The organism is Brotomerdimonas butyrica, from assembly GCF_025567305.1.
Lineage (GTDB): Bacteria > Bacillota > Clostridia > Peptostreptococcales > Anaerovoracaceae > Lentihominibacter > Lentihominibacter butyricus.
This window is the reverse complement of the sequence record NZ_JAOQJP010000007.1, coordinates 77,259-102,856: the sequence shown is the minus strand read 5'-3', so window position 1 is coordinate 102,856 and position 25,598 is coordinate 77,259. Positions and strand designations below refer to the sequence as shown.

Genomic DNA, 25,598 nt, shown 5'->3' with positions numbered 1-25,598 from the left:
ATCATATAAAACGATAGCCCGCTTAACATATATGTAAGCAGGCTATCATAGCATCAATTCCTATTTATTGAAATACATCATTTGTACCGCATCATTTGCGCAGCACTTATATTTTTGTAGTGTACGACAGCTTGATCCAGTAGCCGTTGCTCTTGAGCTTGCCCCAGCCTCCGTCTGTCTCTACGATAGTATGCACTCCCGGAGATACGTATCCCTTTCTGGTATACGATGTTCCAGGGCCTGTCCTCATGTTGAGGTCGCTGTCTGTCACCTTGACATTGTACTCTGCATCGACAGGAGTAGTGTATTCAAGCTTGATCCAGTAGCCGTTTTCGCTCATCTGGCCCCAGCCGTCCTTGGTATCTATTATAGTGCACTTGCTGCCTATCAGCAGGAGTCCCTTGGAGCTGTAGTTCGTTCCGGGACCTGTCCTCATGTTGAGTGCAGCGGTATTTACCTTTACCTGATAGCTGCTGCCGGTATTTCCTCCGCTGTTTCCGCCATCGTCACTCACCTTCGTCGTGTATTCCAGGCATACCCAGTAGCCGGTCTCCTGAACGAGTCCCCAGGTTCCCGTAGTCTTGACTATAGTATAGGTTCCCGGATTGATATATCCTTTTCTCGTGTATGATACTCCCGGACCTGTTCTCATATTGAGATTTACAGTCGTGATGCTCACCTTGTAGTTCGTGTCAGTTCCTGTATCTACAGTATCACTCGGCTTCGTCTCTACTTTCGTAACATAGCTTTTGCATACCCAGTAGCCGCTGTCAGCGAGTCTCACCCAGTTGCCGCACTCACTGTCGACCTTGTATGTACCCTGCTTGACATATCCGATCCTTGTATATTCAGTGCCCGGGCCTGTCCTCATGTTGAGGTCACTGTCTGTGATCTTTACGCTGTAGTCGACGCTGACGGTCTCATCAGGAGTCGACGTGTCATCTGTTATATATATGTATCCCTTGAGACTGCTGCTCCACGGAGTACCGTAATGGAACACGATATCCGATGCCGACGCAGGCCTTGATGATGAAAGCGTCCAACTCGACTCCGATACATACGGCTGGCCGTTGACTACTTTTTCAACGATCGCTACATGCGTGCTGTAGCATGCGATAGCTCCGACCTTAGGAGTGCTTCCGTAAGGGTAGTAGTTTCCTTTTTTGTTGATGTCCCACCATCTCGACGCATCCCATCGGAAGTTCGAGTTGAAGGTCCTTCCCAGTATCTCGCTGGCACGGCCGTACGCATACCACGTGCAGTTTCCCGTAACATACTTTCCGTCGCTTCTCTTCACCTGATTAGGTCCGTATCCGGAGCTGTAGAATATATTGCTGTTAGTATAGTAATATGCAGAACCTGCCGCTGAACCGTATTCCGGTACAGTAGTCCTTGCGCTGAAAGCCGCTTCACTTTCCGTTGTCATTGCCGGCACCACGATCGCCGCTGCGATCATGAAAGACAATATCAAAGAAAAAACCTTCTTCATCTCTCTTCCTTTCTCAAGTGTCATGATCTCATAATAAATACTATTCCATATGAATGCTGCCAATATCGACAAATCTCCCGATATCGTGATTCGTAAAAAATTATACCATCTTAAAATGCGTGATTACAACAGCAAATTCCAAGAAAATTCCAAAAACATATAAAAAGCGGTGATGATATCTTTCAATATCATCACCGCCTGGCAAACATTATCTATATGTTGTATGTTTATCCAAGGAACTGCTCCACAGCAGCTTTTACATCATTGCCGTCTGCAACTCCCTTGACTTTAGGCATCGTCGCTCCCATGAGCTTGCCCATGGACGCTTTGCCGCTGCCCTGTTCCACACCCATAGCCGCTGCAGTCTCCTTCACGATATCCGCGATCTCATCTGCGCTGAGCTGCTTAGGCATGTACTCTGTAAGAACTTCGATTTCTGCGTTATAAGCATCTATAAGATCCGTTCTACCGGCTGATTCAAAATCAGCGAGGGCGTCTTTTCGCATTTTCACCTGTTTGGCTAAAATGGATGCAATACCTGCATCGTCGATTTCTTCCCTGTTATCCACTTCGAACTGCTTTATAGCAGCTCTTACAAAGCTTATAGTGTCCTTGCGGACTTTCTGCTTGTTCTTCATCGCTTCCTTAAAGTCAGCGTTAAGTCTCTCTTTTAAGGTCAATTAAAACACCTCTTATTCCGGTCTGTCTGCGAACTAGTACTTCTTAGCCTTTTTTCTTGCAGCTTCAGACTTCTTTTTTCTCTTTACGCTTGGTTTCTCGTAATGTTCTCTCTTTCTGAGCTCAGACATAACTCCGTCTCTTGCGCAAGATCTCTTGAATCTCTTTAAAGCGCTTTCTAAGCTTTCGTTTTCTCTTACTATTACCTGTGCCATTTCCCGTTTCACCTCCTGACTTTACAGAAATCTTTGTAAACCTAAGAACGGCTTGCCTATAACGTTGCTATTATACTATTTTATAAGACGTTATGCAAGATTTTTTTATTCATAAGGCGGTTTAAATATCAGCGTGTGCGATTTACAGATCGCTGCCCTTTTCCACGGCGTCCCCGCCTGACTCCGAAGCTGCGCCGGCGCCTTCCGCCTGCTGTTTTTCGATTTTCACGCCTATCCTGTCTATACGTCTCCTGTCCATTGCCAGGACGGTGAACGTCACCTTTATATTTTTGCCTTCCACCGAAACATCTTCACCTTCAGACGGGATCTTGTCGAAAATATTCAGGAGCAGGCCTGCTGCGGTCTCGCATTCGTCGGCCTTGTCGGGTTCGAACCCCATCAGCTCGATCAGCTCCGCCACAGGGAGCGATCCGTCTATCAGGAAGCTGTCATAGCTCAGGAACACTACCTCCGATTCCTCGTTCTGTATGTATTCATCATCCAGACTTCCGAAGATCTGCTCCATCACATCGGAAAAGGTCACGATACCTGCCGTGCCGCCGTATTCATCCACCGCAAGCACGAATTTCGAGTCCTTGTCCTGCATGATCTGAAGAAGCCTCTCGACAGGAAGCGTCTCGGACACCGCGATGATCTCCCTCACCGGCAGATTCTCATAGTTCGTTCCGCTGATCTTCTCGTCATTCCAGTAAAGATCCTTTATATGTATGAAGCCTTCTATGTGATCCTTGTCTCCGCGGCATGCGGGATATCTCGTATACTTGCATCTTTTTATCATCTCGAGATTCTCCCTGTACGGGAGATTCAGGTCGAAGCACTCCATATCCGTTCGCGGCGTCATTATCGAGCACACGTCCTTGTTGTACATTTCGAATATGTTGTCCACGAACTCATTCTGTTTCGGATCGATCAGACCGCTTTTCGTGCTTTCGTCGATCAGCAGCTGGATCTCTTCCTCTGTATATACCTCCTGCTCTGTGGGATCGTCATGCCCCATCAGCTTCATGACTCCGTTCGTGACCGAGTTGAACAGCCACATCACCGGTGCCGTTATCCGGTAGAACCATACGAGCGGCAGAGCTGTAAAGCGCGCGTAGCGGTCCGTCGAAAATATCGCAAGAGATTTAGGTATCAGCTCGCCGGCCACTATATGGAGCGCTGTCACCAGTGCGAATCCCACCGCTACAGCTATCGCTGAAACTGCCGATTCAGGTATGTTCAGCATCGCTACAGCCGGACGTATCAGCTCGGATACAGCCGGTTCTCCCAGCCATCCGAGAGCAAGTGAAGCCAGCGTTATACCGAGCTGGCATGCCGAAAGATATGCATTTACATTATTAGCAACGAGAAGAGCCGCTTTCGCTCCGCTTTTTCCTTCCTCCTCAGCTATCTGCAGCTGCGACTTTCTCACTCTGACGAGAGAAAATTCGGCTACCACGAAAAACGCGTTCATCAAAAGAAAAAATACTACAAGAACAAGACTTAGTGCCACTGACACAAGATGCCTCCTTTTGTTCAAAACATTAACATATATAAAATTTGTCTATTATTTTACCATCTTTCACCTGTCCGTGCACCTGTATTTTGCAAAACGTGCAGCTGATTTGCAGAAATATCTGCTTTACTTGCTGTCTTGACACCTTTAAAGACATTTGTCTTGTTTATTTTCCTGTAAAATGTTATACTCTTTACAATTTGACGTACAGCTTATCATGGTATCCGGTACTGCAGGATACGCTTCTGCCGGCGGATACCGACAAAGGAGTTTATATCATGAATGAAAAGATTCGCAGGATACAGGATCTTAAGAAAGAAAAAAACGCAGTCATCATGGCTCATTACTACGTTCCTGATGAAGTTCAGGACATCGCAGACTACATAGGCGATTCATACTATCTCAGCGACATGGCGACCAAGGTCGACGCTGACATCATCGTGCTCTGCGGTGTGTCTTTCATGGGTGAAAGCGCGAAGATACTCAATGCAGGGAAAAAAGTGCTGATGCCGGCCGCTGATGCCGACTGTCCTATGGCTCACATGGCCGATGTGGAAAGGATACAGGAAGTACGATCCGAATACGAAGATCTGGCTGTAGTCTGTTATGTGAATTCCACAGCTGAGCTGAAGGCACACAGCGACGTATGTGTCACTTCGTCGAATGCGCTGAAGATCGTAAAGGCTCTGCCGGAAAAGAACATCTATTTCATCCCCGACCAGAACCTCGCACATTACATAGCAGACCAGCTCCCTGAAAAGAATTTCATCTTCAATGACGGATACTGCCACGTGCATCACAATCTCCTGCGCGAACAGGTCATCGAAGCGAAAAAGGCACGTCCCGATGCTCTGCTGCTCGTACACCCGGAATGCCGCCCTGAAGTCACTGAACTTGCAGACTATGTGGGAAGCACATCCGGCATCATCAACTATGCGACAGAAAGCGATCACAAAGAATTCCTCATTTCCACCGAAATGGGCGTTTTCTATCAGCTCAAAAAGAAAAACCCTGACAAGATATTCTACACTGCCGGAAACATGCAGATATGTCCGAATATGAAAAAGATCTCTCTTGACAAAGTCATCGACGCCCTCGAAAACGAAGTCACTGAAGTCATAATGGACGAAGGATTCATGAAAAGAGCTCACGCTCCGATGAAGCGGATGCTGGAGCTTTCTGAGTAAAGCAGAAAGAAGGTCTGAGATATCATGAAAAACAAATATGATGTTATAATCGTCGGGACAGGTGTAGCCGGATGCTTCACCGCTCTGCATCTTCCCGGAGATATGGAAATACTGATGATAACAAAAGGTGATCTTGAAGAAAGCGATTCGTTCCTCGCCCAGGGAGGCATATGCGTTCAGAAAAGCGACGATGACTACGACAGTTTTTTTGAAGATACCATGCGCGCCGGTCACTACGAAAACCGTGCGGAATCCGTGGATTTCATGATAAGGAACTCTCGAAGAGTGATCCGGGAGCTCATCGGCTACGGAGTGGAATTCGAAAGCGATTCCGGGCATCTCTCATTTACCAGAGAAGGCGCTCACTCGACGAACAGGATACTCTACCACGACGATATCACCGGCCGTGAGATAACAAACAAGCTCCTGTCGCAGGTCGGTAGACGAAACAATGTCACAGTCGTGACCAATACCACAATGGTCGATATCCTCTGCCGCGACAACACATGCGACGGCATACTGCTGTCTGACGCCGGCGGCGAGCTCCGCGCCGTATTTGCATATAATGTAATGTGGGCATGCGGAGGCATAGGAGGGATATACAGCAATTCGACCAATTTTTCGCATCTGACCGGGGATGCTCTGGCCATATCGCTCAGGCACGACATCAGACTGAAAAACATCAGTTATATACAGATACACCCTACTACGCTGTTCTCGAAGCAGCACGAGCGGAGGTTCCTGATCTCGGAATCTGTCAGAGGCGAGGGTGCACAGCTTTACGACAAAAACGGGAACAGATTCGTCGACGAGCTCCTTCCGCGCGACGTCGTCTCCAAGGCGATATTCGATCAGATGGAAAAAGACGGCACAGAGCACGTATGGCTGTCGCTCCTTCCGATAAAAAACATCGACGTGAAAAAACGCTTTCCGAACATCTATGAAAAGTGTATGCAGGAGGGCTATGACATAACGAAAGAATGGATCCCTGTAGTCCCTGCACAGCATTATTTCATGGGCGGGGTCGATGTCGATCTCAACAGCCGCACATCGATGGAGCATCTGTACGCGGCAGGAGAGACATGCTGCAATGGTGTTCACGGCGCCAACCGGCTCGCCAGCAATTCACTTCTGGAAAGCCTGGTGTTCGCGGAAAGTGCAGCCATGCACATGACCGCTCAGCGGTCTGCAGGCAAAGACAGTCCGTCTCGATACGAGGGATACGCGGACCTTTCTCTTGATGAGATCGCCGATGTATACGGACTGGATCTGCATGAATATCTCGATATGGCGGCATACTCGGAAAACAGCAAGAAACAGATACTTGAAGCCATCAAAAAGGACAGAAAGGAATCAGCATGATAGATGAAATAACTATGCGCACCAATATGGATCCGCTGATCGCATCAGCTCTGCGCGAAGACATCTCTTCGGAGGACGTATCCACTAATTCAGTAGTGAAAAGCAGCAGCCGTGCTTCCGCGCAGCTTCTCTGCAAGGGAGACGGCATAATCGCAGGTCTCGATGTATTCAGCAGAGTCTTCAGTATGCTTGACGACAGCACTGTTGTTAATGCATTCGTTTCCGACGGCGATGCGGTCACTGCAGGACAGCATATCGCTACTGTCGAAGGCAGTGCACGCGCGATACTGTCCGGTGAACGCACAGCGCTCAATTTTCTTCAGAGAATGAGCGGGATAGCCACTTATACAAACGAAATGACACGCATGCTGGAAGGTACGGGGATAAAGCTTCTCGATACGCGAAAGACGACCCCTAACATGCGCATATTTGAAAAATATGCCGTAAGAGCCGGCGGCGGTCACAATCACAGATATAATCTGTCTGACGGTGTGATGCTCAAAGATAACCATATCAATGCAGCCGGAGGCGTCGCTGCTGCTGTAAAGAGAGCCAGAGAATACGCACCGTTCGTACGCAGGATAGAAGTCGAAGTCGAAGATCTGGAAATGCTCCGCGAGGCTCTCGAAGCCGGAGCAGACATCATAATGCTCGACAATATGACTGATGATGATATGAAAAAAGCAGTCGAGATGATAGACGGCCGTGCAGAGACCGAATGCTCCGGAAATATCACCAGGGAAAACATCGCAAGGCTCGCCGACATAGGCGTCAACTACGTTTCCAGCGGAGCACTGACTCACTCCGCACCAATCCTCGATCTTTCACTGAAAAACCTGAAGATCATCGACTGACCGCGTATGAAAGCGCTCAGTCGCCATGTCATTGATCTCAGCGATATCTGCCATATATATCAAAGATAAGAAAGAAAAGGCTGTATCCGACCGCCGGTGTCATCTCTGACACCCGGCACTGCCGGCATACAGCCTTTTTTCATCATTCTGCTTCTTGTCTTTTATCCCGTCATCAGCCCGGCGGCCATGTCATCTTTCGTTTTCCTAAAAGATGAAAATGAAGATGCTTTACGGTCTGAAGACCGTCTTCGCCGCAGTTGTTCACAAGTCTGTATCCGTTTTCCAGACCGAGTGTCGCTGCTATCTCCTTCACCTTGGTCATTATGTATCCAAGCAGTTCACTGTCTTCTTCAGTGACGTCATCCAGAGATGTGATATGCTTCTTCGGTATTATCAGAACGTGTACCGGTGCCTGTGGGTCCAGATCGTGGAAACAAAGTATCTTATCGTCTTCATATACCTTGTTCGACGGTATCTGCCCCTCGCCTATCTGGCAAAAGATGCAATCGCTCATGATCTCACTTCCTTTCTTCTTGCTGTCGTTATGCCATATTATATCACATTATCGACTTGCATCCGGTACAGTTTATATTTTTTGATGCAGTTTTTTGCCGGCTGTCCTGCGTGCAGGCGACACGATGATAAAAGCCGCTGCCGCAGCGGCTGCCGCGCACAATGACACAAGCATAAGCAGTACGCTGAGGCTGCTTGTTTCGCCGGTGTCAGGTTCGGTGCCGTCCTCACCAGCAGTGAAATACCATATATTTGCGCCATCTTTCAACTGGCATCGGTTGTCTGCCTCATCCGGAAGCGATGCGGTGATATCCAGCCTCTGCTCTTCACCTGCGCCCAGCTCTGCAATTAGCCTGTATTCATCAAGCCTCCTGTCCCCTATCGGGCCGCTGTAGAAATTCTGCGCATTTCCTGCCGACATGCTGCCGTCATTCTTTCTGCTGCAGATTCTCAGCTGCATGCTCTGGGACAGTTCCGAGCTGTCATATACGGCTTTGAAAAATACTTTGACTTTGCGGTTTCTCTCGTTTCTGATAACAAGACTACCGCTTCTTTCATCCCCGGGCATGAATACTCCGTCTGTCAGCTCACTGAACATTCGATCTTCGGAAACCGATATCCCCGAACTCCTGTCGCAGACTATCTTAACTGCGCCCTGTCCTGAAACCGGCACGTTTTCTCTGACTGTATACTGCCCTCTGACTTCGGATCTTTCGACCGCCACATCTCCCCACGGCGCTTCTGACTCGAAATCCGGATATATGTTTTTTGCCTGCACTGCATCGGCTACGACTCTTACTTTCAGCCTGTTTTCTTTTCTGTAGTCCCAGTCGTCAGGGATCTCGAAGCCTCTGCACAGCTCCGCAGTCTCATCACACGCGAGCCTCTCGGTGCAGTACATATATCCTCCGGCCTCTTTCCACCTGCTGTCAACACCGTACAGATATTTTGAGATATTTATATCGTCTCCGGCACTCTCCGCTTCCAGCCTGACTCGTATATATGATTCCTCTGCCCTGTTCGTTATGCGCGGTATATATGAAACGACTGAATCAAGATCCGCAACGGTCAGTTCGCCTGCCGGTACCAGCTCGCCGTCCCTCTCCTGTAAACACTCCGCTTCAATGTTTACGCCGCCGGAGCTGAAGCTATTGGCCACCTTTGCAGAAGAAACATATGCCGCATACACGAGCGTTCCCGTGAGCGCAGTCATCAGCAGCACGGCGGCAGCAATGAACTTTCTGCGCGATATCTTCATCTGTGCTTTCATCACTCCGCCTCCTTCAGTCTGTTTATGATGATATCAGTATGCGACAGCCTTCCCCAGTCGCTTTTCGCATTTTCAAAGCATACGCTGATATAATCCGCACCGAAACCATCCTGACCGGGCTTGTACTCGCTCAGCCTGAGCGGCGCCTTCACTGCTTTCTTCGCAGAATCCGCAACAGTCACCTCGTCACCGTGATATCTCGACTCTGCCAGCGTGTTGATGAACCTGAATGTATCGATTTCTTCCACTGTATAATCGTCTTCCGGCAGATATACCGGTGCATATCTGCCATAGATATATCCGTCACGGAGCACGAAGCATACACCGTCGCTGTCCATGTACGAGCCGTTTTTCCTGACCTCTCTTACAGCCTCGCTGCTGAACGTAATCGCTCTGTACCACGACTTTCCCGAGTCGCTGCCGGTTATCCTGAACAGGAATACCGGTTCGCCGTGAGCTGCCGTGAACTCATCCTTTGAGTCTTTCATCTTCTTTACTATCACCAGGCGAGGAGCCGGCACGTATCTCCACGTTCCCGTAAAAACTATATCCGCGTTTTCCACCGTTTTCTTTTCCTCATCCCAGGACAGTACCCAGGAGCCGTAAGGACTGCCGTCATCATCTCTGATCTCAAGCTTTTCACCTTCCGCAGGGCTCTCCTTTCTCAGCACTTCATCCCCCTGATAATATGTCTCACTGTCCGAAATGGCATATGCTCCTTTTGAAACGCTTATTTCCTCGGGCAGGCTCCGCCCCTGTGATCCGCTCACATATTCATATGAAACATGGTACGGCGTGTCCACTTTCAGCGACTGTTCATTAGTCTCCTGATCTATTCCCGATATGGTCGATCTCGCTGTATCGGTTATCACCGCACTGCCGCCTTCCGGGCTGTCCGCAGCTGCCGTTATCTCCAGCGTATACTGACTCCCGTCATAGCTGCTCTGAGACTGTATGAATCCGCTCGAAAACTCGAACTTCACTGTTCTTGAAGTTTCATCGTAGCTCAGTGTTCCTTTATCTGTGACATCACCGCCTGATTCGTCCAGGACCCTGGCTGATTTATACGAAAGTCCCTGCGGGACATCATCCGATATCACAAATTGCGTATATCTCGTTACCGTATCCACGAACAGTTTGCCTATATTCTGTTTCACATTTATCAGCACGTCTTCTCCCGGCTCATAGACATGCGAGCCGTCGATATACAGGGAAGGCTTTGGCAGCATCCCCGATCTGTACTGATTGTATATGAGCAGCTGCGTCCTGCAGTTCGTACCGTAAAATCTGCCCGTGAATTTTCCGTTATCAGTCGTTATATACAGTCCTGTCTTCGTATATGAATCAGTCCCGTTGGTTTCGAGCTGCGAAGGCGCGAAGAATCCCCCGTTCTGCTGTTTGAGCAGGCTACCCGGATACAGATACGCCGTGTTGTATCCCGAAACAGGCACGAATCCCTCTGCGACCGACGCGACATTCTGGAATGTGTCAAGATCCGTCACAGCCTGAAAGCACGGGAACTCCACCAGACTGCCGTCATCAGCATACGTTATCGTATACGAAAGGTCTGTCGTATGTGTCAGCTTGTACCTCGTTCCCGTAGTCTTGTGAGACGAAACATCGGTCACATCCGACCACAGACACAAGAACTCGCCGTCGCAGTTGACGATATTCGTATTAGTGCTGCCGGTCTGCACCAGCTTGTCCACATTGAGCTTTATGTCAACATATCTTCCGTTTATCTTTCCTGCATTCCTGTATATAACAGTCAGCGGATCTGTATAAGTCTTCGTCGATGAATCGTTCTTCGCCACGACAAAGCTTATGCACCCTTCTCCCGACCGCTTGTCCATAACAGTTATCACGTTTTTATACGCATCATTTATCGTCCACTCAGCATTGATATACCCGGTATCGAAGGTATAACCTGACGGAACTATGGCGCTGCTGTCCGGAACTGTGCCTGTCGCCACAGCAGACACGGCAGATGTATACGTGATCAAAACCGCTGCAACAAGGCACACTGCCGCCAGCTTTTTCTGTATCGATCCAAATTTCATATCTGCACCTTCTTTCATCTGCCACTGAATGCGCTAATGACGTCAGAGCTGCCTTCCGACTGTACCGTTTCGCTGTAGCATATCATCCTGAAGCTGTCTATATCCTTTGCCGCAGTTATCTGAGTGAACAGAGGTTCCGTCACTTCTCCGGACCTGAGAACTTTCCTGTAGTAATAGTACCCGTCGTTCTGTTTCTCAGTCCATTCTCTGTCATTGAAATCTATCTTCAGAGACTCCGAAACGATCGGATCCTCCACCTCGGCAAATACTCTCACATAGCAGTCGACACTCCCTTCATTGCGCACTGCTACATTTTTTTCATACGTTTCCCCTGCCTTGAACGCATCATACTCATCAAATTTTTCTTCGATAGAGCTGATATTCTCCCCAACAGTGAAATCATTGTCCAGAGAATGACGGGCGATCAGCAGTGCCGCCGCCACGTCTGCCGATATCAGCAGGATCACCGCCATCAGTGCGACTGCGATACTCGCTGTCCCCGGCTGGTATTTGCTTTTCATCTCACCCACTTACCTCTCGCTCTATTTCATACCTCCTACGATCACTGCATATATGTCTAACGGATCCGTTAGATCAAGATCTTCCGTCTGTATTCCTCTCGAAATGACGTTTATGGAAATATCTTTGCCTTCAAGCTCTCCCTCTGTCATGTTTATGAATTTTACACTGCTGAACACAGGAGTCGTAGTCTCTTCCGGCTTCAGCGCCTTCATCGTATTATCCGCGTCAGTATATGCATAATAATACGTAGTGCTGTCGCCGTTTGACTGCTTTCTCATCAGAGTCCATCCCTCATTCGTCTCATAAGTGAACAGGTCCTGCATGAGAACCTCACTGAGACTGCCGTCATCATTCACTGTCCTGACCTCGCTTCTCGGCACGCTGACTTCCATGAACACGTATGCATCGTTGGCTCCGGTGTTAGTGATCTGAGGATCCTTCGGCACCTCTTTATCAGGAGTGATATCCTTACCTTTATCCGGATCCCATTGCGGTTCTTCCAGCTGTATGTCGATATTTCCGACCGTAAAGGTGTTTACCTTCTCCTCCCGATCTGTAAAGAATGCAAGCGTCGCACCCGCTGATGCAAGCGTCATCACCGCCAGTGCCGCCGCTGCGCACTTCCTGAACTTTGACTTCCTGTTTTCCATTTTTCCAATCACCTTTTTTTCCTCCTTTTTGACCGTGCCAGGGTCTTCGATCCCGGCCGCTTTCCGGGATCCGCGCCCGGATTTTAATGAATTTTTTACTATATCTGGATTATATATCCATTTACATTTTCTGTCAACGGTTTCTTGGAAAAAATTGTATTTTAGTGTCTTGTACCCTCTGTCACCTATGCCTGTCAAATACTCACAGCCAGACGTATACTGCGTTTTTTTGCAAAAAAAGAACTGCGGCTCTTTGCATAAAAGGCCGCAGCTTAGCGCCATCATTCCATATCATATTATATCGTGCCGATATTTTTTAATTCACTGTTAAAGGAGCTCTATTCAAGATAAAATATCCCATCCGGATCATAGATTTCCACATCTTCCTCGATCTCGATACCATAATGGTCGTAAATTTTCCCCCGGGCATCCATATCGATCCAGCGTTCATCCAGGTCTTTTTCACTCATCATACAGTGTCCGACGCATGCCGGATCATTAAAGTAGAATACATATCCGCCCTTCTTATCCTGGTAGCCGACGCATATGACCCAGTGTCCTTCCGTCAGATATGTATCTGCATCATTGGAATCTGTTGTATTATATCCGTCTCCTTCTTCTGACGAAGACCACGCCTGTATGCACATAAGCACAGGATGTCCCCGATCAAGTGCTGATATCAGATCGTCTGCCGTTCGCTTTTCTTTCGCAGATATCTTCACTTCATTCTCTTCAAAATACTCGACTATATTTTCCGGAGGAGTCCCTGCTTCCTCATTTGTCCCGAGTTCTTCTTCATATGTCGCCAGATTCAGGTCGCTGTTGTATGGATCGATCCAGTTCATCAGCATCTGCACACATGTCGTTCCGCAGGTATAGCCTCCGTACTGACGCAGATCCGGGATCTCGATAAAGACATCAGCTTCCTGTGTTTTGCCTGCATAAAGGCTCTGGGCCTGCTCGGTCTGCCCACGCTCTTCCTTTGCCGTCCCGCATGACGACAGGGACATGCACGCAGCTCCGGCGCAGACGGCTAACGTACACCATAAAACGAGCTTCAATATTCCATATGATTTTATTCCGCATGACTTTCTCATACGCACGCCTCCACAGTTTCTGATCTATCTGCTGATCATTTTTTCCAGTGATTCAACTCCGGCACAACCGCCTCCATATGCGCGCGGATCTGCTCTGCCGGCCAGTTCTCATTTGCCATATGTTCTACACAGAAATCGATCAGCTGCTCTTTACTTGTGTACTTGAACTCGCCATCGGTATAACACCACTTGCAGTACTCCTCATTAAAAGAACCGTCCGGCTCTCTGCTGGTAGTACCATCTTCAAGAGGCATGCCGCAGCACTGGCATACCAGTTGTCTCGGCGAGCCGAGCAAAGTGTTGATAGAAACATCAAAGAACCTTGAAAGCAGTTTCAAAGTCTCCACATTGGGCGTCGTTTCACCGTTTTCCCAGCGCGACACCGCCTGTCTTGTAACAAAAACTTTTTCTGCCAGTTCATCCTGTGAAAGCCCTTTTTCCGTTCTCAGGCTGTATAAAATATCCTTTGTATCCATATAGAGCACCTCCTTTATGCAACTTTAACACAGAACCTTTTCACAGACAAGCAACACGCTGTTGCTTATCTGATATGCATGCGATACCGCCGGATCTGCAAAAGCCTGATAAAACTCCGCCCGGAATACCGAAAGATGCGATTTTCTATTATAAAACCCGCAGGTCGTTATTTCCAATAACTGTCAAATATATGAAATCCGCGCTTTTTGGGATGTTTCGTAACATCTCAAATTTGGAAAAATTTATATATGAATATTTATGCATATTCGCAAGTATTTAGCTAATAATTATGCATGCAATTCACTAAAATCCCTGCAGGTTTCAGCTCAGCTGCAGCCTTTGCAAAACCTGCTGAAAGCCGACAGAAACCCATTTACGAAATCCACTGAAAACAGACACAAAAAATACAATGCACTGTATCAAAACACTCCTCTCAAGCATGATTTATATACATTTGCGATTTCCGAACTGATCGCTCAGACTCAAGCACACGTGCATAAACTTTGCATAAAAGCCGTATGCCGTCAGAGCGCAGGTTTCGCTGTAGCTGACGTGTCCGACAATCCTCACCGTAACAGATGACGCACGGCACTAAATCTTGCAAACGCTCTGCGATCTGGTGTATAGTTAAAACAAGCAAATCCAAGGAAAAAGGATCGGAGAATTATTATGGATCACGCATTTAGAAACGGACTTATTCTGGACGGGACCAGAGATATGAAAATACAGAAAGGGCTCTGCATCCTGGTGCATGACGGCATTATCGCTGATATCGTACCTGATACGGCAGATCTCGATCTCAGCGGCTACGATGTCATCGACCTTCACGGGCGTTACATACTTCCCGGGCTGATCAACATGCACGTACATCTCGCAGGCAACGGAAAGCCTCAGAAAAAGCAGCGCGATAACGAGAAGCTGGTTAAAAATATCATGAGCACCTCTCTCACCAGGGCGATCGCCTATAAAATGGTAGCAGGTTTTGCAAAGGACGAGCTTATGGGCGGCGTCACGACTATACGAACAGTCGGAGGACTCGCCGATTTCGATACACGTCTGCGCGACGAGATCGAATCAGGCGCCAAGACCGGTCCCCGCATCCTCGCCGCCAATCAGGGGATATCCGTTCCCGGAGGACACATGGCAGGATCCGTCGCCGTCGCTGCGGCAAGTATTCCGGATGCGCTCAGGCAGCTTGAGAAATCAAAGGAAGAAAAAGTCGATCTCATCAAGCTCATGATCACCGGCGGAGTGCTGGATGCTAAAGAAAAAGGTGTTCCCGGTGAAATGAAGATGCCGCCGGAAATGATTCGCGAGGTATGCAGTCAGGCACATGCAGACGGCTATCTTGTCGCTGCACACGTCGAATCTCCTGAAGGCGTCCGTGCCGCACTGGAAAACGGAGTAGACTCCATCGAGCACGGCGCTGAGCTCGATGACGATATGATAAGGCTTTTCAAAGAGCGCGGAGCGTTCCTCTGCACTACGATCTCGCCGGCCCTGCCGTACGCTCTGTTCGACCGTTCCGTCAGCAACGCGAGCGAAGTGGAGCAGTACAACGGCAACGTCGTTTTCGAAGGTATCGTTGACTGCGCGAAAGCAGCTCTTGAAAACGATATCCCTGTCGTTCTCGGCAATGACGTCGGCTGTCCATGGATCACTCAATACGACTTCTGGCGCGAGCTTTACTACTTCCACAGATACGTCGGCGTCTCCAACTCTTTCGCCATATATACCGCGACCAGCCGAAGCGCTGAGCTCGCCGGTATCGGGGATATCACCGGATCCATCGAGAAAGGAAAAGCCGCAGATATGATCGTCACCGCCGGGAACCCGCTGGAAGACCTTCGCGCTCTGCGGGATCTCGAGATGATCGTGGCAAGAGGCAGCATCATCGATCATCCGAAAATCAAAAAAAGAAAACAGGTGGAAGCAGAGCTGGACAAGTTCCTGTAGGAATCCATCTACCCACAAAAATACACCATCCGATCCGGCATGCCCGCTGTCAATCAGACATTGAGCACACCCATCGCCATGGTGTATTTTTTCTTGCATTCTATATCCCCGCTGCCGTTTCATCGGCCGTCGCTTTTTCAAAAAACCGTCACGTTCCGACTTCGCCCGTCACACCAGCTCCGCCGTCATGCCGTCTTCGAATGCTTCCTGCAGCCGTACCTTCACGAAGGTGTTGAGCATGCGTTCGGCGTCCTGCAGATCTTCATATTTTATATACGCTTTTATATAGTTTCCTGTGTACCCGGTTATCAGTTTTTTCTCCTCGTAGATCTCTTCCGCCAGCACTACCGCTTCGCTGCCGCTGTTTGCTGCAAAGAACTGCAGTGAGGCTTCCTTTCCTGCCTGATGGAGCGTCTCACTTCGCCTGTTTTTCACCTGCGGTGCGACATGGCCCTTCATCTCCGCCGCTTTCGTGAACGGCCTTTTGGAGTATTTGAATATATGCGTTTTACAGAAAGCGCACTCCCGCACGAGGCTGCAGCTTTCCTCGAAGTCCTTCTCCTTTTCCCCGGGGAATCCCACGATTATATCTGTCGACAGTCCGTACAGCGGATCGAACGACCTCAGCACATCCACGATCTCCATGTACTCTTCGCGATCGTACGGCCTGTTCATGTCGCGGAGCACGCTGTCGCTGCCGCTCTGCGCCGAAAGATGCAGGTGATGGCACAGCCTGCGGTATTTCAGCAGTCTTTTCACATAGTCCGCATTCACTACTGCAGGCTCCAGCGAGCTCAGTCTGATCCTGAAATCACCCGGCATCTCATCGAGCACCGCGATTATCTTCTCGACGCCGTACAGCTGCCCGGTCTCCTGCCTGTCAGCATTCGAGTTCCCGTCATCCGGACCGCCGGCATGACCTGCAGCTGCATCCACATGCTCGTCAGCTGCACATCCGACATCCGCACCGTTTCCTGCGCGAGCACGCGTGTCGCTTTCCATATCGTAAAGCGCAGTGTTTATGCCCGTCAGGACTATCTCCTTATACCCGGCGTCCACGAGCTGCTTCGCTTCGCTCACGATATCGCCGAGCGGTCTGCTCCTCACTCTGCCGCGCGCATACGGGATGACGCAGTAGGTACAGAACCTGTTGCATCCCTCCTGTATCTTGATATACGCTCTCGTCCTGTTCTCCGTGTTCGTGATCGTTCCCATGTCATCGTAGGCGTCCAGTTCCTCATAGCCTTTGATATGGATCTGGCGCTGCCCCTCCTGCATGAATTCCTCGACATATTCAGTCAGGCGGCTCTTTTCATTGGTGCCCGCCACTATATCGACACCCTCTACAGCCGACACTTCGTCCGGCTTGATCTGTGCATAGCAGCCAGTCACCGCGACCACGCTGTCGGGATTGAGCTTTTTCATTTTTCTTATGTACTGTCTCGACTTCTTGTCGGCCACCGATGTGACCGTGCATGTATTTATGATATATACATCGGCGAACTCCCTCTCGTCCACAACCTGATAGCCCTTTTCCCTGAATTTCTCCGAGATCGCCTCTGTTTCGTACTGGTTAACCTTACATCCTAATGTGTGGAATGCAACTTTCATCGTCTGTCCTCCCGCTGATCGTATTACAGGTAATTATAGCACACCCGCGGCATTCATAAAACAGCGGAAGTCTTCATATTTTTAATTAAAACACACAGGAGGTCTTTCATGGAAAAGAAAAGAGGCAGAGTCCTGGCGGCCGGCCTGACTATACTCTGCACAGCTCTGTCTGTCGCATTCTCGCTGATCGCGGCCGATATCCCGGCTATCACCGGCAAGCCGTCATCAGACGCAGAAAAACCCATCAGGTGGGTCGAATTCAACATTCCTTACGACGTGCTGAAAAAGGCCATGGACATCGATATCGAAACGTATGACGAACCCGTGCACGTAGACTGGACAGATGTCCTTGCATATCTCGGCGCCAGGTACGGAGGAGATTTTGCAGGATACAAAGCTGCCGACATGGACAGCTTCGTGTCCGATATAAAGGGCGGGCGTTCCGTCGCTGCGCTCACAAAAGACATGAAGTATTTCGATTACTACCACAAAGCGTACAGCGCTGTGCTCGGCGGCATGCTGGGCGAATATCAGATAAAGATCCCGGCTGACAGCACGTCAGCAAATCAGGGGCAGTCCGGACAGGATGCCGGCCGGGACGCCCGGGATCTTTCTCAGACTCAGGACGGCACGTGGAAAAAAGCATACGGCCTCAAAGCATTCTCGCCGATAGCAGACGGTTTCTATTACTCCGATTTTGACGACTTCGGAGAAAACCGCAGCTACGGATACAGCAGGCGCCATCTCGGTCACGACATGATGACAGAGACAGGCACACCCGTCATCGCGGTGGAAAGCGGCACGATCGAGGCTCTCGGCTGGAACCAGTACGGCGGCTGGCGGATCGGCATCAGAAGCTATGACAAGCAGCGGTATTACTACTACGCTCATCTGCGAAAAGATGACCCGTACGCCGATGACCTTTACATCGGAGCGGCCGTGACCGCAGGTGACGTCATCGGATTCACCGGGCAGACCGGCTACAGCCTCAAAGAAAACACGAACAACATCGACACACCTCATCTCCATTTCGGCATGCAGCTGATATTCGACGAAGACGCAAAGGACAGCCCGACGCAGATATGGATCGACCTTTACTCCATCACGAAACTGCTTTCATCACACAGATGCACCGTGATAAAAAACGAGGATACCGGCAGATACGAACGAAAATATCAGTTCATAGAAGAGAACTTCTACCTCAAGGAAAAAGAAGCATCTGCAGATGTCTCCGACTCCGACGAGATCGAGCTGCCTGTGATAATGTATCACGCGATACTGAAAGAAAACAAAAAGAACAACAAATACATAGTCTCACCTGATCTCTTCGAAAGAGACCTGAAATACATAAAAAAGAAAGGCTACACTCCTGTGTTCATGAAGGAAGTCATCGCATTCGCCGAAGGCAGCGGCACCCTGCCGGAATATCCGATCGTGATAACCTTTGACGACGGATACTACAACAACTACTATTACGCCTATCCGCTCCTGAAAAAGTACAACATGAAGGCGGTCCTGTCCGTCGTGGGAAAAATGTCCGACGAATTTTCCGAGAACATCGACCGCAACCCGGGCTACGCTCACGTGACATGGGACGATATCCTCGAGATGCACCTTTCCGGATACTGGGAGATACAGAACCACTCCTACGACTGCCACACATACGAAAAGCGGAACGGAGTCTCACAGATGAAAGGCGAAAGCGACAGCTCCTACGACAGCTTCCTGTGTTCAGATGTGATGGCGCTTCAGGACAAGATCGCGTATGTCACCGGAGTCGCGCCAACGACTTTCACGTATCCGTTCGGAGCCTTCAGCGAAAACACCGACGCCGAGCTTCGCAAAATGGGCTTCAAGGCGACGCTGAGCTGCACCGAAGGCGTCAGCACCATCAAAAAAGGAGAGCCGTCATGTCTTTACAGGATCAAAAGACATCTCAGACCTCCCGACGTATCTCCGGAAGATTTCTTCGAATTTCTCGACTGACAGCCTGAGTTTCCCGACTTGCGGCACGCATTCCCAACTGGCAGTCCAAGTTTCCCGACCGTCCGGCAGCATTCATTCTCTTCCGGCAGTCCGACAGCCTGTCAGACTGTCCGCTCGATGACGCACCTTTTACACGATGCGGTTCAGATCTCCGCCGTCGATAAAGCTCTGCAGGTTTTCTGCAAGCGTGTCGATTATCAGCTGTCTCGCCTCGATCGGAATGAATCCGATGTGCGGCGTTATCACACAGTTTTCAAGACCTACCAGCGGATCATCCGGCGCAGGCGGCTCCGACGCGAGCACATCGAGCCCTGCTCCCGCAAGCTTTCCTGATTTCAGCGCTGCTGCAAGCGCGTATTCATCGACAAGTCCGCCTCTTGCCGTGTTGATCAGGATCGCACCGTCTTTCATCTTCGAGATGAACCCGGCATCGATCATGCCTGCATTTTCCTTAGTCAGAGGGCAGTTCAGCGAGAGCACATCGGATGCTATGGCTGCCTCCCTGTCTCTGCTGTATATGTTGACAGTCATTCCCAGCGCTTCGGCGATCTCAGCCACACGCTTTCCGATCGCACCGTATCCGACTATGCCTATCGATTTTCCGGCAAGCAGCGTGAGCGGAGCCTTGATGAATGTGTAATCCTCGGCTCTGTTCCACTCGCCGTCAGCGACAGCATCGCTGTAGATCTGTATTTTGTTCGTTATGTAAAGGAGCAGCGCGATGGCATGCTGAGCTACTGCATCTGCCGCATAGCCGGAGACGTTCGTCACCGCTATGCCGAGCTCTTTCGCCGCATCGAGGTCGACATGATTATAGCCTGTCGCAGCTATGCCTATGTATTTCAGATCGGAACACGACTCCATGATCTCTCTCGTCAGCGCAGTACCGTCTATGAACACGCCTTCAGCACCTTTGAGACGCTCTGCGATCTGATCAGGCGCAGTCCTGTCATAGTATTCGAATTCCACTGTCGACTGCAGCTTTTCCCAGGAAATATCTCCCGGATTTATTATCGCGCAGTCCAGAAAAACACACTTCATAACACACCTCCGTTACATATATTTGTCGGCTGAAAGCCGGCATAAAGGTATCCCTGAAAAGGGTTTCATATATCTGTCGATCTGTAGATCGGCATCCAGGTATCCCCGCAGGAGCTTCATATATTCTCCGGCCGGATCTAAAGCTCCAGCTCGTACATTATCATCGCTATCGCTGCAAGTCCCGCAGTCTCCGTCCTCAGCGTCGTCTTGCCGAGCGACACCGAAAGTCCTCCGGCCTCTACTACAGCCTTTGCCTCTTCGTCAGAAAATCCGCCCTCCGGGCCAATCATGACAGCCACGCTTACAGGCCTGCCCGCAGGCTTTGCATCATCAGGACCATCGGCGCTGCCATCGCAGCCCTGCGAAACAGCCGCCCGCAGCACATCCTTGATCGTCGTTCCCAGCTCGTTTTCATAAGGGAACAGCACCATATCGAACCCGCTGAACCGGCTGATCGCCTCGTCCATCTTCACGGCATCGTGCACCTCCGGGATCACCCCGCGCTTGCACTGCTTCACCGCTTCATCCGATATCTTCTGCCATCGCTGTATCTTCTTACCGAAGTTGCCTTTGTCAGTGACCACCGTCCGTTTCATGAACACAGGCACGATATCGCTGGCTCCGAGCTCCACAGCTTTCTGCACAATCAGCTCCATCTTCCCCTGCTTCGGTATCCCCTGAAACAGCGTTATCTTCGTTTCCGGCTCGGCTGTGAACTTCTGCTTGTCCAGTATCGCGGCCTCGGCACCGTCGCTGTCGAGACGCACCAGCTCCGCCTGATACTCCCATTCCTGCGAGTCGGAAATCGCTATGCGGTCGCCCTCCGAGAGCCTCAGCACCTTTATCATATGATGCAGATCATTCCTGTCGTCTATGATTATCGTATTCTCACCTACGTTTTCAGGCGGAACGAAAAACCTTCTCATCGGCTATCCTCTTGCGACGATCGCGCACCACTCGCCGTCTTCCGCGATCTCAACGATCTCAAAGCCTGCAGCCTTTACAGCCTCTGCGACCTTGTCTCTCTTTTCCACGAGTATTCCCGATGAAATGAATACACCGCCATCTGCGAGGTGCTCTTTTGCGCTTTCCGCAAGCATCATCACAAGGTCAGCCATCAGGTTCGCCACGATGATGTCAGCCTTTACATCTATGCCCTTCACGAGATCGCCCTGCATGATCTTTACAGCATCAGCCACTTCGTTCAGAGCAACGTTTTCACCTGCTACATTGACTGCGTCCTCGTCGATCTCTATGCCGGTGACTTCTCTGCAGCCGAGAAGCGCCGCAGCGATCGACAGTATGCCGGATCCGCAGCCGACGTCAAGCACAGTCTTGCCTGCAGGATCGTCTCCGAGATACTTTTCCATCAGCTTCAGGCAGAGCGACGTCGTCTCATGCGTCCCCGTGCCGAAAGCCATTCCCGGGTCTATCTGCAGCACTACTTCACCGTCTGCAGCCTGATACTCCTCCCACGTAGGCTTCACAACAAGTTTTTCGGTTATCTTAGTGGGCTTGAAGTTTTCCTTCCACTTGTCCTTCCAGTCTTCATCGTCCACCGGCACTGCCTCCGCGTAAAGTCTGCCGAAATCCACGTCCCAGCCGAACACGCCTTCGAGCTCCTTGCTCTTGAGCATCATCACTGCGATCTTGAGTTCCTGTATCTTCTCGCGGTTCTCCGGTGTATCTTCAAAGTACACGGACACTGTAGGCTCCTTTTCGAGATCCTGCTTGAGGTCATCGTTGATATAGTCCCAGTCGTATTCGTTCTTCTTGTCAAGGATATCCTGGATGTCAGCCGGATCGTCGACACATATGCTGTCTATGCCCCTGGCCATGAACAGAGCTGTCAGCTGCTCCACACCCTGTCTGCTCGCGCGTACCCTGAATTCAATGTATTTCATATTTATGTTCCTCCTAATTTATATGCATTTACGATTATACCAGAAAAGCCCGCGTCAGCCAACAGCCTGCGGGCTTTTACTTATCTGCTTTTCATTCTCTTCCGTATCGTCCGGTCGATATCAGTATTCGAATCTGAGGACTTCCTGAACATATTCCACGTCGGACGGAGTGTCCACGTACCTGAGACCGCGCTTCTGTCTGGTCTCACGGCCCTTGCCGGTCAGCAATATCACAGTATTGCTGTCCGCATCGCGCATCGCACTTCTTATCGCCTCGCCTCTGTCTTCTATGATCCGGAAAGGGCACCCGTTCGCGCTGACATGATCCGCGATCTGCCTGCAGATGTCCACGACCGGCTCCTCGCCTGCATCCTCTTCAGTCAGATACACCATGTCCGCATACTTTCCGGCGATATCGCCGAGCTCCTGTCTCCTGTTCTGCGCCTTTCCTCCCGGACATCCGAACACGATCGAGATCTTCTTGCCGGGGAATTCCTTCTTCACAGACCGGAACAGCGTCTCAAAGCTCATCTGGTTGTGAGCATAGTCGACTATCACGCTGTAGCCTCGTTTACTGCTGGTGAAGAACTCCATCCTGCCGCTGACTCTCGCTTTTTTCAGTCCGGCCTTTATGTACTCCACCGGTATCCCGAGACATGATGTCATCGCGATCGCGGCAAGTGCATTGTCGACATTGAACAGCCCTCTCATGGAAAGCTCGAACCTTTCGTCAAAGCCCGGCGCTTTCACGCTGAATGTGATGCTGCCGCTTTCGCCTTTTGGGCTCGTTATATCATATACGAAGTAATCGTCCTCTGACTCATGTCCGAAAGTGACGATCTCCGGCATATCGATGCCCCTGGCCTCATTGTCTGCGCGCACTTTTTCCGCCGCCGCCATGATCTGCCCGATCTTGTCGGAACCCGAATTGATGCACACCGTCATGCTCTGCGAGAAGAGGATGAGCTTCGATCTCAGATAGTCCTCAAGGCTGCTGTGCTCTATGCCGCTTATATGGTCGTTTCCTATGTTCAGGAAACACCCTATATCATAGATTATTCCTCTCGTCCTGTCATATTTCAGACCCTGACTCGACACCTCCATAGTAAGATATTCTATGCCGCTGTTCACGGCATTGTACATGTGCCTGTAGATCTCAAACGATTCAGGCGTAGTCAGATGTGATTCCTCATCGATCACCCCGTCATAATTGTTGATCCCTGATATCACTGCCGACTCATGTCCTCCTGTATTCTTCATATACTCATCGATGATGTATTTCACAAAGAATGCAGTGCTCGACTTGCCTTTGGTTCCTGTGATGCCTATCATATGAAGCTTCTGCCATATGTTGTCGTAAAATATCCCTGCGATCTCCGCCATGGCGGCGCGTATATCGCTTACGATGATATGCGGCACATCGCCTGCATCGCCAGGATCATAAGGCGTTTCCGATATGTATGCCACAGCGCCCGAGAGCACCGCGTCCTGAAGGTATTTCGGAGAGAAATGCGCTCCCTTGCATATAAACAGCGTATTCTCCCTTATATCCTTGGAGTCGAACGAAATATATTCTATCTGCTGCAGCATCTGTGCCTGATCGGCGCTGCACTTTTCAACAAGCCCGCAGCTTTGCAGATGCCTGTAATAGCGTCCCAGTTCATAAGTTTTTAATGTCACGGTTGATTTCCTCTTCTGTCTTGTTTTGTCGAATAAACGTACATCATTATTATTTATTAAAACACAGATAAAATCAATCCTTTTTTAAATGTCATCCCCCGATCCCGGGAAAAATCTGTAGTGGTACACGTCTCTGTACTTTCTGAACATGATGAACGTGAGCAGGAGCGTCGTCACCTCCGCAAATGTAAGCGTCAGGTATATGCCTGTCATGCCGAACAGATTGCCGAGGAGCTCCACGCCTATGATAGTCATTATCAGGGCTCTCGACATTGATATCAGCGCCGACACGGGACCATTGCCGTATGCCGTGAAAAAGCCTGATGCGAATATATTGAAGCCGCAGAGCAGGAGCGCTATCGACAGGTATCTCGTTCCCGCCAGCGCTATATCGAACAGCTCGCTTCCCGGCCGTTCGAATATCATCACGATATATTTTCCAAACACAAGACAGCAGACCGCACTTACGATGCTCGTCACAACGATGAACACCTTGGAATACTTTATGAACACGTTCACCTTGGCGTAGTCCTTCGCACCGTAAAAATAGCTTATCAGCGGCGCCACGCCCATGATATATCCCAGATGCACCGAGATCAGCAGATAATGTATGTTGAAGACGATACTCATCCCTGCCACACCTACATCTCCCGATATCTTTAGCAGTACGGAGTTCAGAAAAAATGTCGTGATCCCCGCCGATGCCTCCGTGACCATTTCCGACGAACCGTTCACGAAACAGTGTCCTATGAATCTCCAGTCATTTTTCAGCTTGACGAATTTGAGCTTCGTTTCAGCGATCACGAAATATCCGCCTCCCACCAGGACTATCACTATCGAGCCTGCCAGCGTCGCATATGCCGCTCCTTCGATGCCCATTCCTGCAGGCCCCATCAGTATATAGTCAAGTATCAGATGCACGATGCCGCCTGAAATATAAAGCACCAGCGTGAATACCGGTCTGCCGTCGACTCTGATGAAATACTCGAACAGCTGCCCCAGGAAAGCCGCCGGGAAGCTCCATATCAGCACGCTGAGAAAATCTCTGCAGTATTCCTTTATCGTGCCTGTCGCACCGAGAAAATCTATTATGTCATTCAGAAAAAACAGGCACAGCGCCATGAACAGCACGCCTGACACGATGGATACTATGCATATAAGCGTGAACTTTTCATTCGCGCCCTGCTGATCGCCTTCTCCCATCTTTATCGCCACGATAGCACTCGATCCCGCTGCCAGCATCACCGCGAACCCCCACATTATACCCTGCACCGGATACGCCATGGAAAGCGCTGCCAGAGCCTGCTCTCCCACGAGATTAGCAACGAATATAGAGTCCATATTGTAGTAAAGACCGATCATGAGCATCATCAGTATCGACGGCCACACGAAATGCGCAAACTTTTTCACTGTCACATTGTAATCAAAAATATGTTCCATGTTATTGACCTCCGACAAAATGATAAAGTATACTGTTACCATACAGTCAATACATTTTTTAATTATTCCGAAAATACAGGCTGTAACTCG

22 protein-coding genes are annotated in these 25,598 nt (G+C 49.8%); 5 read left to right on the top strand and 17 right to left on the bottom strand.

Annotation, left to right across the window (positions count from 1 at the left end; translation table 11 throughout):
* Positions 1-106: 106 nt before the first annotated feature.
* From OCV59_RS06395 to OCV59_RS06380, 4 genes are all read right to left on the bottom strand, one after another.
* The gene (locus tag OCV59_RS06395; protein ID WP_147593662.1) at positions 107-1,552 is read right to left on the bottom strand and encodes an SH3 domain-containing protein; all 1,446 of its coding nucleotides are present in this window, start codon (positions 1,550-1,552) and stop codon (positions 107-109) included.
* Positions 1,553-1,716: 164 nt separating this feature from the next.
* Positions 1,717-2,169, bottom strand: a complete 453-nt coding sequence (locus OCV59_RS06390) for a GatB/YqeY domain-containing protein (RefSeq protein ID WP_147593661.1) — start codon at positions 2,167-2,169, stop codon at positions 1,717-1,719.
* Between the two features lie 33 nt (positions 2,170-2,202).
* Positions 2,203-2,382, bottom strand: coding sequence for a 30S ribosomal protein S21 (gene rpsU, locus OCV59_RS06385; RefSeq protein WP_022146591.1), 180 nt, complete (start codon positions 2,380-2,382; stop codon positions 2,203-2,205).
* Positions 2,383-2,524: 142 nt separating this feature from the next.
* The gene (locus OCV59_RS06380) at positions 2,525-3,895 is read right to left on the bottom strand and encodes a hemolysin family protein (RefSeq protein ID WP_262584171.1); all 1,371 of its coding nucleotides are present in this window, start codon (positions 3,893-3,895) and stop codon (positions 2,525-2,527) included.
* A 281-nt stretch (positions 3,896-4,176) separates the two neighbouring features.
* Between OCV59_RS06380 and nadA the strand changes: the two genes are divergently transcribed.
* From nadA to nadC, 3 genes are read left to right on the top strand one after another with little or no spacing between them, the layout of a single operon-like run.
* Complete coding sequence (nadA, locus tag OCV59_RS06375) at positions 4,177-5,085, top strand: quinolinate synthase NadA (RefSeq protein WP_147593659.1); 909 nt, start codon at positions 4,177-4,179, stop codon at positions 5,083-5,085.
* A gap of 24 nt (positions 5,086-5,109) precedes the next feature.
* A complete protein-coding gene (locus tag OCV59_RS06370; protein ID WP_147593658.1) occupies positions 5,110-6,447 on the top strand; it encodes an L-aspartate oxidase in 1,338 nt (445 codons plus the stop codon).
* Complete coding sequence (nadC, locus tag OCV59_RS06365; protein WP_394803005.1) at positions 6,444-7,301, top strand: carboxylating nicotinate-nucleotide diphosphorylase; 858 nt, start codon at positions 6,444-6,446, stop codon at positions 7,299-7,301. The genes OCV59_RS06370 and nadC overlap by 4 nt, the downstream gene beginning before the upstream one ends.
* A 172-nt stretch (positions 7,302-7,473) precedes the next feature.
* Here the strand turns inward: nadC and OCV59_RS06360 are convergent, their stop codons facing one another.
* The 7 genes from OCV59_RS06360 to OCV59_RS06330 all read right to left on the bottom strand — a co-directional run bounded on the left by OCV59_RS06360 (position 7,474) and on the right by OCV59_RS06330 (position 13,889).
* Positions 7,474-7,815: a histidine triad nucleotide-binding protein gene (locus OCV59_RS06360; RefSeq protein ID WP_147593657.1), complete on the bottom strand. Its 342-nt coding sequence runs from the start codon at positions 7,813-7,815 to the stop codon at positions 7,474-7,476.
* Between the two features lie 72 nt (positions 7,816-7,887).
* Positions 7,888-9,084, bottom strand: coding sequence for a hypothetical protein (locus OCV59_RS06355; protein ID WP_147593656.1), 1,197 nt, complete (start codon positions 9,082-9,084; stop codon positions 7,888-7,890).
* A complete protein-coding gene (locus OCV59_RS06350; RefSeq protein WP_262584170.1) occupies positions 9,084-11,144 on the bottom strand; it encodes an SHIRT domain-containing protein in 2,061 nt (686 codons plus the stop codon). Before OCV59_RS06350 ends, OCV59_RS06355 begins: the two co-directional genes overlap by 1 nt.
* 14 nt (positions 11,145-11,158) lie before the next feature.
* On the bottom strand, positions 11,159-11,665 hold the full coding sequence (locus tag OCV59_RS06345; protein ID WP_147593654.1) for a hypothetical protein: 507 nt from the start codon (positions 11,663-11,665) through the stop codon (positions 11,159-11,161).
* A gap of 21 nt (positions 11,666-11,686) precedes the next feature.
* Positions 11,687-12,328 carry a SipW-dependent-type signal peptide-containing protein gene (locus tag OCV59_RS06340; RefSeq protein ID WP_262584169.1) on the bottom strand — a complete coding sequence of 214 codons (642 nt, stop codon included), beginning with the start codon at positions 12,326-12,328 and terminating at the stop codon, positions 11,687-11,689.
* 326 nt (positions 12,329-12,654) lie between these two features.
* A complete protein-coding gene (locus tag OCV59_RS06335) occupies positions 12,655-13,413 on the bottom strand; it encodes a C39 family peptidase (protein ID WP_147593652.1) in 759 nt (252 codons plus the stop codon).
* A gap of 35 nt (positions 13,414-13,448) precedes the next feature.
* Positions 13,449-13,889, bottom strand: a complete 441-nt coding sequence (locus tag OCV59_RS06330) for a zinc ribbon domain-containing protein (RefSeq protein WP_147593651.1) — start codon at positions 13,887-13,889, stop codon at positions 13,449-13,451.
* 670 nt (positions 13,890-14,559) lie between these two features.
* Here OCV59_RS06330 and OCV59_RS06325 point away from each other — a divergent pair.
* Positions 14,560-15,846 (top strand): amidohydrolase family protein, encoded by a 1,287-nt coding sequence (locus OCV59_RS06325; RefSeq protein ID WP_147593650.1) that lies wholly within the window; start codon positions 14,560-14,562, stop codon positions 15,844-15,846.
* A 168-nt stretch (positions 15,847-16,014) separates the two neighbouring features.
* On the opposite strand, the gene OCV59_RS06320 is transcribed toward OCV59_RS06325, so the two are convergent.
* Positions 16,015-17,457 carry a MiaB/RimO family radical SAM methylthiotransferase gene (locus tag OCV59_RS06320; protein ID WP_147593649.1) on the bottom strand — a complete coding sequence of 481 codons (1,443 nt, stop codon included), beginning with the start codon at positions 17,455-17,457 and terminating at the stop codon, positions 16,015-16,017.
* Positions 17,458-17,565: 108 nt separating this feature from the next.
* Here OCV59_RS06320 and OCV59_RS06315 point away from each other — a divergent pair, with 108 nt between their 5' ends.
* On the top strand, positions 17,566-19,443 hold the full coding sequence (locus OCV59_RS06315) for a polysaccharide deacetylase family protein (protein ID WP_147593648.1): 1,878 nt from the start codon (positions 17,566-17,568) through the stop codon (positions 19,441-19,443).
* A gap of 129 nt (positions 19,444-19,572) precedes the next feature.
* On the opposite strand, the gene OCV59_RS06310 is transcribed toward OCV59_RS06315, so the two are convergent.
* The 5 genes from OCV59_RS06310 to OCV59_RS06290 all read right to left on the bottom strand — a co-directional run bounded on the left by OCV59_RS06310 (position 19,573) and on the right by OCV59_RS06290 (position 25,508).
* Positions 19,573-20,484: a D-2-hydroxyacid dehydrogenase gene (locus tag OCV59_RS06310; RefSeq protein ID WP_147593647.1), complete on the bottom strand. Its 912-nt coding sequence runs from the start codon at positions 20,482-20,484 to the stop codon at positions 19,573-19,575.
* Between the two features lie 137 nt (positions 20,485-20,621).
* Positions 20,622-21,410: an RsmE family RNA methyltransferase gene (locus OCV59_RS06305; RefSeq protein WP_147593646.1), complete on the bottom strand. Its 789-nt coding sequence runs from the start codon at positions 21,408-21,410 to the stop codon at positions 20,622-20,624.
* 3 nt (positions 21,411-21,413) lie between these two features.
* A complete protein-coding gene (gene prmA / locus OCV59_RS06300) occupies positions 21,414-22,388 on the bottom strand; it encodes a 50S ribosomal protein L11 methyltransferase (protein ID WP_147593645.1) in 975 nt (324 codons plus the stop codon).
* A gap of 120 nt (positions 22,389-22,508) precedes the next feature.
* Positions 22,509-24,068 (bottom strand): Mur ligase family protein, encoded by a 1,560-nt coding sequence (locus tag OCV59_RS06295; protein ID WP_262584168.1) that lies wholly within the window; start codon positions 24,066-24,068, stop codon positions 22,509-22,511.
* 84 nt (positions 24,069-24,152) lie between these two features.
* Positions 24,153-25,508, bottom strand: coding sequence for an MATE family efflux transporter (locus OCV59_RS06290; RefSeq protein WP_262584167.1), 1,356 nt, complete (start codon positions 25,506-25,508; stop codon positions 24,153-24,155).
* Positions 25,509-25,598 lie beyond the last annotated feature (90 nt).

Bases quoted from the DNA above. Each gene is read 5' to 3' on its own strand.
- rpsU (WP_022146591.1), bottom strand. From the start codon at position 2,382: ATGGCACAGGTAATAGTAAGAGAAAACGAAAGCTTAGAAAGCGCTTTA.
- nadA (WP_147593659.1), top strand. From the start codon at position 4,177: ATGAATGAAAAGATTCGCAGGATACAGGATCTTAAGAAAGAAAAAAAC.
- OCV59_RS06370 (WP_147593658.1), top strand. From the start codon at position 5,110: ATGAAAAACAAATATGATGTTATAATCGTCGGGACAGGTGTAGCCGGA.
- nadC (WP_394803005.1), top strand. From the start codon at position 6,444: ATGATAGATGAAATAACTATGCGCACCAATATGGATCCGCTGATCGCA.
- OCV59_RS06360 (WP_147593657.1), bottom strand. From the start codon at position 7,815: ATGAGCGATTGCATCTTTTGCCAGATAGGCGAGGGGCAGATACCGTCG.
- OCV59_RS06355 (WP_147593656.1), bottom strand. From the start codon at position 9,084: ATGAAAGCACAGATGAAGATATCGCGCAGAAAGTTCATTGCTGCCGCC.
- OCV59_RS06350 (WP_262584170.1), bottom strand. From the start codon at position 11,144: ATGAAATTTGGATCGATACAGAAAAAGCTGGCGGCAGTGTGCCTTGTT.
- OCV59_RS06345 (WP_147593654.1), bottom strand. From the start codon at position 11,665: ATGAAAAGCAAATACCAGCCGGGGACAGCGAGTATCGCAGTCGCACTG.
- OCV59_RS06335 (WP_147593652.1), bottom strand. From the start codon at position 13,413: ATGAGAAAGTCATGCGGAATAAAATCATATGGAATATTGAAGCTCGTT.
- OCV59_RS06330 (WP_147593651.1), bottom strand. From the start codon at position 13,889: ATGGATACAAAGGATATTTTATACAGCCTGAGAACGGAAAAAGGGCTT.
- OCV59_RS06325 (WP_147593650.1), top strand. From the start codon at position 14,560: ATGGATCACGCATTTAGAAACGGACTTATTCTGGACGGGACCAGAGAT.
- OCV59_RS06320 (WP_147593649.1), bottom strand. From the start codon at position 17,457: ATGAAAGTTGCATTCCACACATTAGGATGTAAGGTTAACCAGTACGAA.
- OCV59_RS06315 (WP_147593648.1), top strand. From the start codon at position 17,566: ATGGAAAAGAAAAGAGGCAGAGTCCTGGCGGCCGGCCTGACTATACTC.
- OCV59_RS06310 (WP_147593647.1), bottom strand. From the start codon at position 20,484: ATGAAGTGTGTTTTTCTGGACTGCGCGATAATAAATCCGGGAGATATT.
- OCV59_RS06305 (WP_147593646.1), bottom strand. From the start codon at position 21,410: ATGAGAAGGTTTTTCGTTCCGCCTGAAAACGTAGGTGAGAATACGATA.
- prmA (WP_147593645.1), bottom strand. From the start codon at position 22,388: ATGAAATACATTGAATTCAGGGTACGCGCGAGCAGACAGGGTGTGGAG.
- OCV59_RS06290 (WP_262584167.1), bottom strand. From the start codon at position 25,508: ATGGAACATATTTTTGATTACAATGTGACAGTGAAAAAGTTTGCGCAT.